At 65.6% G+C, this 12,013-nt stretch carries 13 protein-coding genes and 2 pseudogenes; 11 read left to right on the top strand and 4 right to left on the bottom strand.

Features of this window, described 5'->3' with window-relative positions:
• Positions 1-167 precede the first annotated feature (167 nt).
• The 8 genes and pseudogenes from ACTWPV_RS26725 to ACTWPV_RS26760 all read left to right on the top strand — a co-directional run bounded on the left by ACTWPV_RS26725 (position 168) and on the right by ACTWPV_RS26760 (position 4,621).
• Positions 168-698, top strand: a complete 531-nt coding sequence (locus ACTWPV_RS26725; RefSeq protein ID WP_443153879.1) for a hypothetical protein — start codon at positions 168-170, stop codon at positions 696-698.
• 318 nt (positions 699-1,016) lie between these two features.
• A complete protein-coding gene (locus ACTWPV_RS26730) occupies positions 1,017-1,169 on the top strand; it encodes a hypothetical protein (RefSeq protein WP_443153880.1) in 153 nt (50 codons plus the stop codon).
• Between the two features lie 30 nt (positions 1,170-1,199).
• Positions 1,200-1,349, top strand: a pseudogene (locus ACTWPV_RS26735) (IS5/IS1182 family transposase); the annotation flags it as partial.
• Between the two features lie 496 nt (positions 1,350-1,845).
• Positions 1,846-2,676: an ammonia-dependent NAD(+) synthetase gene (nadE, locus tag ACTWPV_RS26740; RefSeq protein ID WP_443153881.1), complete on the top strand. Its 831-nt coding sequence runs from the start codon at positions 1,846-1,848 to the stop codon at positions 2,674-2,676.
• A 466-nt stretch (positions 2,677-3,142) separates the two neighbouring features.
• Positions 3,143-3,319 carry a hypothetical protein gene (locus tag ACTWPV_RS26745; RefSeq protein ID WP_443153882.1) on the top strand — a complete coding sequence of 59 codons (177 nt, stop codon included), beginning with the start codon at positions 3,143-3,145 and terminating at the stop codon, positions 3,317-3,319.
• Between the two features lie 34 nt (positions 3,320-3,353).
• Entirely contained in the window at positions 3,354-3,953 is a 600-nt protein-coding gene (locus ACTWPV_RS26750) for a DUF1989 domain-containing protein (RefSeq protein ID WP_443153883.1), read from the top strand.
• A gap of 238 nt (positions 3,954-4,191) precedes the next feature.
• A pseudogene (locus ACTWPV_RS26755) lies at positions 4,192-4,338 on the top strand (IS3-like element ISMyma3 family transposase); the annotation flags it as partial.
• 133 nt (positions 4,339-4,471) lie between these two features.
• Complete coding sequence (locus ACTWPV_RS26760; protein WP_443153958.1) at positions 4,472-4,621, top strand: hypothetical protein; 150 nt, start codon at positions 4,472-4,474, stop codon at positions 4,619-4,621.
• A gap of 65 nt (positions 4,622-4,686) precedes the next feature.
• On the opposite strand, the gene ACTWPV_RS26765 is transcribed toward ACTWPV_RS26760, so the two are convergent.
• The 4 genes from ACTWPV_RS26765 to ACTWPV_RS26780 all read right to left on the bottom strand — a co-directional run bounded on the left by ACTWPV_RS26765 (position 4,687) and on the right by ACTWPV_RS26780 (position 8,809).
• A complete protein-coding gene (locus ACTWPV_RS26765) occupies positions 4,687-5,463 on the bottom strand; it encodes an IclR family transcriptional regulator (protein WP_443153884.1) in 777 nt (258 codons plus the stop codon).
• 142 nt (positions 5,464-5,605) lie between these two features.
• Complete coding sequence (locus ACTWPV_RS26770) at positions 5,606-6,523, bottom strand: carbohydrate ABC transporter permease (RefSeq protein ID WP_347643576.1); 918 nt, start codon at positions 6,521-6,523, stop codon at positions 5,606-5,608.
• A gap of 22 nt (positions 6,524-6,545) precedes the next feature.
• Positions 6,546-7,298: a carbohydrate ABC transporter permease gene (locus ACTWPV_RS26775; RefSeq protein WP_443153952.1), complete on the bottom strand. Its 753-nt coding sequence runs from the start codon at positions 7,296-7,298 to the stop codon at positions 6,546-6,548.
• A gap of 197 nt (positions 7,299-7,495) precedes the next feature.
• Positions 7,496-8,809 carry an ABC transporter substrate-binding protein gene (locus tag ACTWPV_RS26780; protein ID WP_443153885.1) on the bottom strand — a complete coding sequence of 438 codons (1,314 nt, stop codon included), beginning with the start codon at positions 8,807-8,809 and terminating at the stop codon, positions 7,496-7,498.
• Positions 8,810-9,003: 194 nt separating this feature from the next.
• Here ACTWPV_RS26780 and ACTWPV_RS26785 point away from each other — a divergent pair, with 194 nt between their 5' ends.
• The 3 genes from ACTWPV_RS26785 (at position 9,004) to ACTWPV_RS26795 (ending at position 11,989) form a co-directional block, all read left to right on the top strand.
• Positions 9,004-9,972, top strand: coding sequence for an SDR family NAD(P)-dependent oxidoreductase (locus tag ACTWPV_RS26785; RefSeq protein ID WP_443153953.1), 969 nt, complete (start codon positions 9,004-9,006; stop codon positions 9,970-9,972).
• A complete protein-coding gene (locus ACTWPV_RS26790) occupies positions 9,969-11,117 on the top strand; it encodes a mandelate racemase/muconate lactonizing enzyme family protein (protein ID WP_443153886.1) in 1,149 nt (382 codons plus the stop codon). Before ACTWPV_RS26785 ends, ACTWPV_RS26790 begins: the two co-directional genes overlap by 4 nt.
• Positions 11,118-11,215: 98 nt before the next feature.
• Positions 11,216-11,989, top strand: coding sequence for a RidA family protein (locus ACTWPV_RS26795; RefSeq protein ID WP_443153887.1), 774 nt, complete (start codon positions 11,216-11,218; stop codon positions 11,987-11,989).
• Positions 11,990-12,013: the final 24 nt, after the last annotated feature.

A 12,013-nucleotide genomic window follows, 5' to 3' on the forward strand; every position in this document is an offset into this window, starting at 1 on the left:
CAGGCGAGCAGTTGCGGATCGCCACCAAGTTATCCTCGGCTTTGTCGGAGTTGTCGCGCAGGCATTCGGCCAACACCACCGCGCCGCGACCCCGCCAGAGCGCAGGTGGTTCGCGATGATCAGCCTCGCCCACCAGGCCCCAGACGATCACAGTCTCTGCTACGCGATTGAGACCGGGCCGTCTGCGGCTGGACCTGGAGCTGGCCGGGATCAAGCACCTGACCGGGCTGGCCGACGCCATCCAGGCCCGTGATCCGAACGGGTTCGCCACGGCCAGGCAGGCTGGACTACGGCTCGGCTGGACGGCTGACTGGGTGGAGACGGTGCTCGGCGAGTGCCTCGCCGAGCTGCCGGCCTGGCACGGCGGCATGGTCGCGGAGGTGACCAGCGAGTTGGCGGACGCCATTGACGCCGCGATCGCCTCCACCATGACCATCCCAGCAAGCTCGCGCCGTGCTTACCGCAACCGGATCGCCGGTGTCCGGCGGCTCTTGTTCGAGTCCCGCGTGATCGACATCCCGCCACGGCGGCGGCCCTGGGCGCGCTCCCTGGAGCAACGCTTCGCCCAGGTGCCGATGGCCAGCCAGATCCGCGAGGTGCTGCTGCGCTATGTCCGCACCCGCGCTGCGGTGCTGCAGCCCAAATCGGTGGAGAGCCTGATCAACGACCTGCTGCCGTTCGCCCCGCGCGCCGCCTAGTCTTCGCTGCCGACATCCCCAAGCTTGACCAGCTGCTTCCCCGGGCGTAGAACGACGATTTCGCTCGCCTGGCCCTGCCCGTCCTTCGCGGCACGGGACTACGCGTCGGGGAACTGCTCGACTTGGAGATCGGCAGCATCATCGACTACTGCCCCCACCGGGACCCGGCTGAAAGTCCCGCTCGGCAAGCTCGCCACCGAACGCATGGTCCCTCTGGACGCCGCCGCCCTCGCCTGGATGAATGGGCCACGCTGCGCGGCGTTCACCGACCGTTGCCGCATCCACGCATCGGACACCCACCGACTTCCTGTTTCACCTTTGCACGGCCGCAGACTCGGCGCGACCCGGCTGCGCAACGGCCTGCTCGCCGCCGCCGAACCGGCCGGGCTGCGCACGCCCGACGGCAACGTGCTCGTCGTCACCCCACACACTTACCGCTTAACCTGCAGAAACAGGATCACGCGAAGATAGATTCATACACCACGTCCGTGGACGTGACCCCGCATCCGCGCCATTGGCGAGCGTGCCGTCGTGGCCTTGCAGTCCTGGAAGGTACTGACCAAGCTGAGCTGCCGCCCGCACCGAGCGACCGCGGTCGTGCAGGCAATCCTCGTGCTGCAACTGGTCGACGAGGGCCGTTGCTCAGGTTGAAGGGGTTCCATCTTCCGTGGCCCCTCAAGCCCGCCTACCATCGCCGCCGCGACGCTCTGCCCCCACGGGTGCGCAGAACGGGCTGCGTATCACTGCAGCGGCGATCATCGCGTGATCGATCTGACCTCCATCTAGTTCAGGCTTGCTACAACCAGATGACATTCGATATGAATCCTCTATGACAGAAGGACATTTGGCGATGAGTTGGACTGGGCGGAGTTCCAGATGCTCGACGCACACCTTGCCGTACTGTCACTGATCACCTGTGAGAAGGGAGCGCCTGCCGGCATCACGCGGACGAGCACAAGGGCCATATCACCGCCCTGGCCAACGATCACCGCGGCAAGAGGCTCAACAGGCCACGTCCCTCGACAGGGTGCGCTGCTACGACACCGAGGCCCACGTTGATCGGCAAGCTGTCGCTGCCTGAGCGGGCGACAACGCTCCCGGCGGAGCGCGGCGACCTCCTACACATCAGCCAGCCCGAGGAGCAACCATGACCGACTGGACCCCCACATCCCTGCAGCATGAGATCGCCCAAGATCTCCAGGTGAGCGCGTTCTTTGACGTACAGCAGGAGATCAAGCGCCGGGTGGCCTTCCTCGCCGACCAGCTGACTTCCACAGGGCGACGCTCGTTGGTGCTGAGCATCAGTGGAGGTGTGGATTCCATGACTGCGGGCCGGCTGTGTCAACTCGCGGTCGAGCAGGTCCGTAGCACCGGGCAGGAATCGGCGTTCCTCTCGATGCGGCTGCCGTACGGCGTCCAGGCCGATGAGCAGGATGCACAGGTGGCGCTCGAGTTCATCCGGCCTGACCAGGTGCTGACTGTCGATGTGCGGCCCGCCAGTGACGCCGCGCTGGAGGCGATGCTGGCCGGAGGCTTGGTCTTCCGGGATGCGCGCCACCAGGACTTCGTGCTCGGCAACATCAAGGCCCGGCAGCGCATGATCGCTCAGTACGCGGTGGCGGGAGCCCACGACGGCCTGGTTGTGGGCACCGATCACGCTGCCGAAGCGGTCTCCGGCTTCTTCACCAAGTTCGGCGATGGCGCAGCCGACGTGGTCCCACTCTCCGGTCTCACCAAGCGGCGCGTACGGGCCATGTCGCAGGCTCTTGGCGCGCCGTCCACGCTGGTTCACAAGACCCCGACCGCGGACCTGGAGTCGCTCACCCCGGGCAGGCCCGACGAGGAGGCGCTTGGCGTGACCTACGACGACATCGACGATCTCCTGGAAGGCAAGCCGGTTGATGAGGCCGCCTTCTCGACCATCGTCCGCCTCTACCGGCTCACCAAGCACAAGCGACATCTACCGATTGCCCCCTGAATCTTCTGCTCGGATGCAGGGCTGGGCCACGCGGGGGCGCAGGATGAGCGCGGCGACGCGGTGCGCGCACGGCCCATGTCCGGCGTTGGCGTAAGCATGGGTGCCGTCAGCGGCGAAGTAGGCCGTCCAGCTCAATGGACCTGTGGCCGATGGGCAACCCGGAGGACGCCGGACTCCACGATGATGTACTCGCGGGAGCCCGTTGCGTAGGCCGGGACGGCTGGCGCCGCAGCCTGGTGGCAGGCCGTACGGGTATCCACCGGCTCGCGACGCATGAGGAGCCACCGCCGCCCTTGCTGGTGCTGCCGAAACCACTGACTGGGCACACCTCGGGTCAGGGATATCGGACCGGCGCCTCGCCTGCTGGGGGTCGACGATTGGGCTCCGGGAAAGGCCACGTCTATGCCACGATCTTGTTGGACCTGGGGATTGGCGAGCGCGTCGATGTGCTCCCCGACCACACGGCATGGCCCGCCTCGCCGGAACGTTGGACCCCCGCACCGGCGGGTTGATCATCGCCGACGGCGAGCGGGCCGCCGTCGAGGCCGCGGTGGCGTGCGACCCGTTCCTCACCAGCGGTGCCGCCACCGCCGAGATCCTCCATTTCCACCCCACCTGTACGGCCGAGAAGCCGATCCTGTGAAATTCCCTTCGAGAAGATACGGAGATCCATAGGCGTGAGTGAAACAATCCACGTCGTGCCGGCGCGAGGTAGCGCCAGCCAGCGCCTGAAACCTGGGCAGAGCGTCAAGGTGATCAACACTTCGGGCACTCAAGTGGTCGATTGCTGGGCTTTCGCGTTCGCAGACACGCGCGAATTCATGTCGATGGAGCACACAAGGGTAGAGATCGAACGCGTATCTCCCGCTGTCGGGGATCATTTGTACACCAACCGCCGTCGACCGATCCTCACCCTCACGGAGGACAGCTCGCCCGGAGTGCATGACACCACCTTGGCCGCGTGCGACATATACCGCTACTGGCGCCTCGGCGCCGATGGCTATCACAGGAACTGTACAGACAACCTCGCCGAATCCATGCGGGCGGAGCGTCTGCCCCTCCCGGCGACACCGTGCCCCTTGAACCTGTGGGAGAACGCCCCGGTTCGCCCTGACCGCACCCAGAGCATCGCGCCCCCCGTGTGCGCTCCCGGCGATCATGTCGTGCTCCGGGCGGAACTGGACCTGGTCGTGGTCTTCTCTGCCTGCCCGCAGGACATGGCACCGACCAATGGCCCCGAGGGCGTCCCCCACGATGCGCACTTCATCGTGTTGTAACTCCCTCAGGGGCAGGAACGGCCCTTGAGGGTGCGCACCCAGACCGTCCGCTTCACCCAGCCACCATGGACCTGCGTTCCGCGTAATTCAGCGGCATGGAGGTCCGAATACGGGCTCTGAGCTGGGCTGACATGGGTGTGGCCGCCTGGAGGGCGTTTCTCTAGGCGGTGATGTTCGTGCTGGTCAGTGAATCGCCCCGGCTTCGGTGGAGACTTGATCTCTTGAGAGGATCGAGTCCATGCCAGGTAAGTCTCCCTACCCCGCCGAGCTGCGCCGTCGAGCGGTGCGGATGGTCGCCGAAGTGCGGCCCGATTACCCGACCGAGTGGGCCACGATCAACGCGGTCGCGACCAAGCTCGGCATCGGCACCGCGGAGACGCTACGGAGGGGTCGATGCGGTCGTGGCGGACGCGGGCGTGGGTGTCGGCGTCGCGGCTGCCGTCGGGCAGGGCCTTGGGCAAGGCCGTGTAGACCGCTGCCGGGGTGGCGCGGCGCGGCAGGGACCGGTGCGGGCGGCGGTGGTTGTAGGCATCGACGAAGCGGTCGAGGATGCGGCCAGGGGGCAGGCGCTCCCGGGTTATAGATCGGCGCGGGAACTGCTGCCGAGGCTGGTGTTCCTGGCCGCGCATTTGAGCCTGGTCGCGATCGGGTACGCGATCACCCTGTGAACGGGTTGAGCCACGCGTTCCTGGCCGACGGGCAGGCCCGGCTGTGGTGGCGGTCATTCGTCGGGCTATGGCAGCTTGCCAGAGCTCGGCAGGGAGTTTGTGTATCCCATCGATGAGGAGATTGCTCTGGCCGCGTCCATCAGAGGGCCGGTTGCGTCCTTCATGCGGCTTTCGTCGAACCAGGTCGACGGTCCGGAGACGCTCAGTGCTGCTACCTCCGACATGGAGATGGGAATGGGTGCGGCGACCGTGTGGACCCCTCGCATGGTTTCTTCGAACGCCCAGGCGTACCCGCGCCGGCGTGTTTCCTCGATTTGAGCGAGAAGCCCGTTCAACGTCGGAGGGGTTACGTGGGTGAATGCCGCGTCTCCCACGTCGAGCGTGAACTGGATGAGTTCTTCGCGTGACAGGCTTGCCAGTAAGACCCGGCCTGCCGCACCGGCCCACAGCGGGTACGGTCTGCCGACCTCGGCCTTCGCCTTGAGCCCGGACCGCGACTCGACCTGCTCCACGTAGACCCGCGAATGCCCTACGCGCACCGCGAGGGCAATGGTCTCGTCAAGGTCGTCCCGCAGCCGCATCATGTGCGGTAGCGCCTGGGAGCGGACGTCGATTCGGTCCAGGTACGACATGCCCAGGGTCAGGGTCTTCGGGCCGAGGCCATATCTGCGTGAGGCGGAATCCTGCCGGACGAGGCCGCTCTGCTCCAGCGCCTGCAGCAGTCGCTGGACGGTGCTCTTCGGCAGGTCAAGGAGAACGCCGATTTCGCGGGCGCTGGCGTCACGGCCGACCTCGGCGAGGGCGGACAGGATATCCGCAGCTTTGCGGACGGATTCGTTCATGTTACTCCCTCGCAGCAGGCTGCTGTGATTATGGCACCTCAGGCTTTGCGGGAGGTCGCCGGCGTCGTACCGGTAGAGATCGGGGCGACCGCCGGCTTCACGCGGGCTTGCTGCCGTTCTCGGCGTCGTTCCGGTGCCTCGATCACTTCCCCGCCCCGAGGGTGATGCCTTCGATGATTCGGCGCCACAACCACAGGTAAAGAGCCAGCATGGGCAGGACGAGAATGCATACGCCGGCGAACAGCCCGCCGTAGTCGGCGCCCGAGAACTGCATGCTCGACAAGAAGTTGAGCAGCGCCAGGGAAACCGTGTACTTGTCCACGGTCTGCAGAAAGACAATGCCGAGCAGCGTCTCGTTCCACATCGAGATGATGTTCAGGATCAGGACGGTTATAAGGCCCGAGCGAGCCAGGGGCAACATGACCTGCCAGAATGACCTGAACGGGGAGGCCCCGTCGATCGCGGCCGCCTCCTCGATCTCACGCGGCAGAGTGCGCATGAATCCGGTCAGCAGGAACACGGTGAATGGCACGTGCGTCGCGGTGTAGATGATGAAGAGACCCAGGAGGCTGTTGACCAGGCCGACTTTCGACATCATCTCGAACAGCGGGATGACGGTCACCTGCGCCGGGATGCCGAGCCCGAGCGCGAAGAACACGCTGAGCGGCCCGGCGGAGCGGGTGCGGATGCGGCTGAGCACGTATGCGGCGGGGGCGGAGACCGCCAGGGTACAGAAAGAAGCCCCTAGCGCGAGCCCGGCCGTGTTGAGCGTGGCGCGGGCGAAGCCGCTCTCGTTCCATGCGTTCTTCCAGTTTTCCAGGTGGAGCGAGCTCGGAATCCCCCAGGGCGCCCTGAAGATGTCAGTGGTGTTCTTGACCGATGACAGGATCAAGAACGCGAAAACCAGCAGGTTGAAGGCGACGAAGGCCCAGACCAGAACGCGGCCGAGGGCACGGAGCGGGTCGCCCCCCGCCGTTCTGACGAGCGGGGATCTTCCACGGGACGGACGTCGGTCACGGCCCTCGCGTACAACGGCGGGATCGCTGCGCGGCTGCAACACCCCGGCCTGCGCACCCGGGTTCTCAGAACTCAATGGGATCCCTCCGGAGCAGGCGCCTCAGGACGACGATCAGGACGGTGAACAGCACCAGCATGAGAATGGCTGACGCTGATGCGTAACCGAAGAGGTACGACGGGCTCCTCCCGCCGAACGACTCGCCGTAGACGAAGAGCGCCGAATTCCACACGGCCGGCGGTGGCAGATCATTGGTCGTTCCGCCGAAGGCGTAGATGAATTCGAAGATCTTCAGCGAACTGATCGTCCAGAAGATGGCGGCAACCGATATCACGTCCCACGACAGCGGCAACGTGACGAATCGTAGCCGCTGATATGCGTTAGCCCCGGCCAGCAGCGCGTCCTCGTAGAAGTACCGCGGAATACGGTCAACGGCGGCCAGGATGATCGTGACGTAGAGACCGGTGGAGATCCAGACCGTGCCGATGAGGATCATCAAGAAGAGATTGTCGGCGTTCAGCCAGGGGATCGGTTCCGTCCCGAACACCTTGGACAGGATGGTGTTGACCGTACCGTTGTGCTCGAAGATGAACCCCCACACGATCGACAGGACGATGGCGGACACGATGTGGGGAAAGAAGAGCACCGAACGGATGAACGACCGCCCACGCATCTCGCGGACGATCATGGTCAGGACGAAGCTGACGGCGAAGATGGCGGCGCCGGCTCCGACCAGGATGATGAGGGTGTTGACCAGCGCGGTGCGGAAGGTGGGGTCGCCGAAAAGCGCGAAATAGTTGTCGAGGCCGTTCCACCGCATCTCGCTCACGCCGTCCCACCTGTGGAAGCTGATCCACAGCGCGGCGAGGGTCGGCCCGATGATGAAGGCCAGGTACAACACGAGCGCGGGAACGACGAAGGGCAGGTACAACCGTCGGCGCGACCGGTCGAAGGCCCCCGTGCTCCGGGGTGAGCCACGCCAGGGGCGCGGCCCACCCGCAGGAGGTGTCGCGAGCGTCATGAGTGGTGTCCCGCCCAGAAGTCGCGCTGACCGGTGGTGATCTGGGCGATGAACTCGTCCGGTGTGACTTTGCCGGTCATGAGCTTGAGATTCAGCGGCTGGAAGACCTTCTTGTCGAAGTCCGAGAAGTCTCCGAGAACTCCGTCAGTGATCTTGCTCAGGTTCTTCTCCTGCAGGAGGGCGTTGACGTCCGCCAGCTGCTTGGGCACCTCGACATCCGATCGGGGGGTGAGGTTGTTCGCCTCGCTGGAGATCTTGGACAGCCGCTCCTTGTGGAGGAAGTGGGCGATGAACTTCTGCGCCTCCTCGGCGTGGCCCGCCGCCTTCGGGACAGCGAATCCGATGACGCTCGCCGGCAAAGAGTCGTCATTTCCGAGCGTCGGGAAGTTGAACGACCGGTACTCGAAACCGGGTGCCGCCAGCGTCTCGGTCTCGGTCGGAGCCCAGCTGCCCATGTAGAGGAAGTCCGCCTGGTTCTGCGCCCACTTCGTCTGGATGGCGGGGAACTTGCTGCTGTCGTACCCCGGTATGAAGTAACCCTGCTTCGCGAGGTCGGCGATGGCGGTGAGCGCGTTGCGGACGTCGGCGTTGTTCCAGCCGCTTGCCTGCTTGTCCGACACGAGCTTGTAGAAGCCACCTGTGCCGAGCGTTCGGGCCAGTGCCGTCGCCGTCCAGAACTCCGCGTACCCGGCGATGTCCCCGTCGAGGGCGATCGGGTTGCGGCCGGACGCCTTCGACTTGGCCAGGACGTCCGTGAATTCCTGCCACGTCTTCGGCGGGTTGCTCGCGACGTCAGGCAAGGTCTTGGCGTTGTACCAGATCGAGTATCCGATCACCTCGTACGGGATCAGGAACTGGGCGCCGTTGGCCGCGGTCGTGAACTGGTCGTATTTTTTCGGGATCACCTGGCGGACGGTCTTGCCTTCGCCAGGTATCTCTATGTTGTGTACGTCGCTCAGGTCCTTGAACTGATCATTCTTGACGATCGCGTTGCTGACCGTGAAGTACTGCTGATCGATGAGGTCGGGGACGTTGTCGGTGCGCAGCGCCGCCAGGAGTTTCGTGACATTGTCGCGCCCCTGCCACTCCACCTTCACCTTGATGCCGGACTCTTTCTCGAAGTCCGCGAGCGCCTTCGCCAGAACTTTGGCCTGCGGCTCTTTCTCCTGCCACATCGACCAGTAGGTGAATTCCTGAGCCGAGTCGTCCCCCGAGCCGTCGGCGGAACAGGCCGAACCGAACAGTCCAAGTGTGACGGCGAGCATGAGGGCGGCTGCTCTCTTGCGGCGGCGCCGGTGTCGCATCTGCATGGGCGCATCCCTTCAACGCGTCCCATTCAGCGGGACAGCGGACCGTTTCCCGAGGGGGTCGAAGCTAGGCGGTGCTTGCGGTGCGTGTCAACGGCCCCACCCAAGATGCCTGCGGAACGCCACCTCCTGTTCGCATTGCCGCCATTGATGGCAGCCCACGAAGCATGATTGACTCGATCTCCGTGCCACCTATAATGGTCCACCGTCCCATAAAATGGGACAAAGCAAATGAGGATCGAGGGTATCTCGTGGTGGAGTCTGGACCGCGACCGTCGGCCGGAATCGTTCCTTCTACAACACCTGAGCACGCCGTTCCCGCTCACGACCTCGCCGGCCACACAGTCCTTGTCACCGGGGCGTCCGGCCCCGGAATCGGCTCCGGGGTGTGTGACGCGCTCCACGCGGCAGGGGCGCGACTCGTCATCAACGACCTGGTCGATGAGCACGTAGAGAGAACGGTGCGTCGCTACCCCGGCGCAGTGGGTGTGGCCGGGGACGTCTCGCGGCCGGACGACGTGGCGCGGATATTCGAGGAGGCGATCGACCGCGCCGGGCCGCTGACCGGACTCGTCAACAATGCCGGCGTCGGGCTCATCGCACCGATGCTCGACGCGACCCAAGCCGAGTTCGACCGCGTCGTCGACATCGACTTCCGGGGTGTCTGGCTGATGAGCCAGGCCTTCGCCCGGTCAGTGGTGGCGCACGGCCGGCCGGGCGCCATCGTCAACGTCTCGTCGGTCCACGCCGACAAGACGATCGGCCAGTACGCCATCTACGCCAGCGCCAAGGCCGCGGTGGAGGGGCTGACCCGCGCCTGCGCCGTCGAATTCGGATCAATCGGCGTGCGCTGCAACGCCATAGCACCGGGATATGTCCCGATCAACCGGGATCTGGTGCCGCCCGGCTATCCCGCGCACGACGCCTCCTGGATCGCCGCGCACACCGGCAGCGAGCAGGTGCTCCAGAGGACGATCGAGCCGATCGACTGTGGCTGGGCAGTGCGGTTTCTCCTGTCGGAGCAGAGCCGGTGCGTCACGGGCCAGGTGATCACCATCGATGCCGGGCTCACCGCCCGGCTCTACAACGGCGAGATGAGTGCTCGCATCTATGCCGATCGAAAACGGCAGGCGGCGCTACGTGCGGAAGGCCCGGACGCGCGATGAACGATCCCATGCGGATTTCACGGATCCGCGCGACCGAGGTCGTCGTGCCCGCGCATCCCGGAGTCATCGAGTCGCCATCGCTTCACCGCCCGCTGCACAACAAGCCGTGGAAGGGCGCCGCGAGCTGGTCCGTCCAGTTCGACGAGATGCCCAAGGTCATCCTCGAACTCGAGCTGCGGGACGGGACGGTGGGCCTCGGCGAGCTGTACCGCGCGCACGACTGGGAGTCCGTGGACGCGATGGCCACCGCGCTGGTGGGTCTGGATCTGCGGTCAGTGAGCATGCAGGACGTGCCGCTTCCTCGTGTCCACGAATTCGACGGCTTCGAGATGGCCGTCTGGGATGCGTTCGCGCGATCCCTCGGCCTGAGGGTCGTCGACCTGCTCGGCGGACCGCTGCGCGACCGGGTCGCGGTGAGCGCGTGGTCGAGTCACCGCACGGTGGATGACGTCGGCGATCTGGTCCGCTCCTTCGCGTCCGCGGGCTTCACGACCGTCAAGTTCAAGTGCTCGCTCGAGGACGACGTCGTGGCGTGGTGCGGAGCCATCGCCGAGCGGGCACCCGCCATGTCCGTCGTACTCGATCCCAACGGCCGCTTCGAACACCTCGCAGAAGCGCGCGCCATCGGGTTGGCGCTGGCCGAGATAGGCAATGTCGCCTGCCTTGAGGATCCGATCCCGCACTGGATGCTCGATGAGTGGTCACGGTTGCGATCCGTCGTCCCGATACCGCTGGCACGCCACCTGTCGCTCGCCTACCCGCAGTTTTCCGACCGCGGCAGTGAAGCCGTCGCGGTACTCCAGCGCGGCACCGCGGACATGTTCAACATCACCGCGGGGTTGAGCGATTTCCGTCGCCTCGACCACGCCCTGGACCTGTTCAACATGCCGACCTGGCATGGATCGCAGGTCGACCTCGGTATCGCGGAGGCCGCCTATCTCCACTCCTGCGCCGCCGCACGAACGTGCGTGCGGCCCAGCGACATCTTCGGACGCCTGATCCGGTCCCACGACCTGCTCCGCCAACCACTACGGATCGAGCCCCCTTACGCGTTTCTTCCAGACGGAATCGGTCTAGGCGTCGAGCTCGACGAGCAGGCCCGCGTCGAGTTCCGGACAGCCGAGAAGGAGTACCTGCCGCAGTGAGCCCAGAGAACCCATTCCCAGCAGATCCCGATCGCGCCGCGATCTGGACGATGCTCGTCGACCGCGACATCAGCGCGTACGTCCGCAACGAGTGGACCATGGTCGAGGCCGACTATGTCAGCTCGTCGGAATTCGTGTCGATCGATGCCAGAAGGACGTCGAACCCCGATTCCTGGAGAGTCGGGCAGAATCTCGCGGCCTACCGTGACTCATGGTCGGCGGGCAGCGCGGAACTGGGCGCGGCCGTTCCGGCTGACACGTTGGAGGCCGGGTTGAGGGAGGCCACGACGCTGCGGGACATCGAGATTCACGAGGCGGACGCTGTCGCGCACAAGAAGTTCGACGGGACGATCCGCCGTCGCGACGGTGGACTGGTGCACCTCAACTGGCAGACCCTCTACCTCTGCCGGCGGTACGCCGATCGCTGGCGCATCAGGGGGTTCATCGGCCGGCTGCCGAACCCGATGGGAGACAGCTCCGTCGCGTTCCCCGCGAAGGACCTCCCTGCCCATGCCACCCAACATGCCACTGCCGGGCCCTACTCCCCGGTCCTGACCGTGCGGGCGGACCGCCTGGTCGTGGTGTCCGGCCAGGCCGCGATCGTGCAGGACGGCTCGGTCGTCGGGGATGACATAGAAGAGCAGACGCATCTCACTCTCCAGAACTGCCGACGCCAGCTGGCGTTCGCCGGATGCACGCTCGCCGACGTCGTGAAGGTGAACGCCTATCTCACCGACATGGCGACCTGGGGACGTTTCAACTCGGTCTACCGGACGTACATGCCGGAACCCTGCCCCGTGCGCACAGTGGTCGGAGCGGCCCTGCTCGACGGGCTCCTCGTCGAAGTGGAGATGTGGGCGGTCGCACGATGAGAGCCGCCTCATGACGTACTGGGA

Origin of the sequence: Nonomuraea sp. KM88 (assembly GCF_052245635.1) — a bacterium.
Classification (GTDB): Bacteria; Actinomycetota; Actinomycetes; order Streptosporangiales; family Streptosporangiaceae; genus Nonomuraea.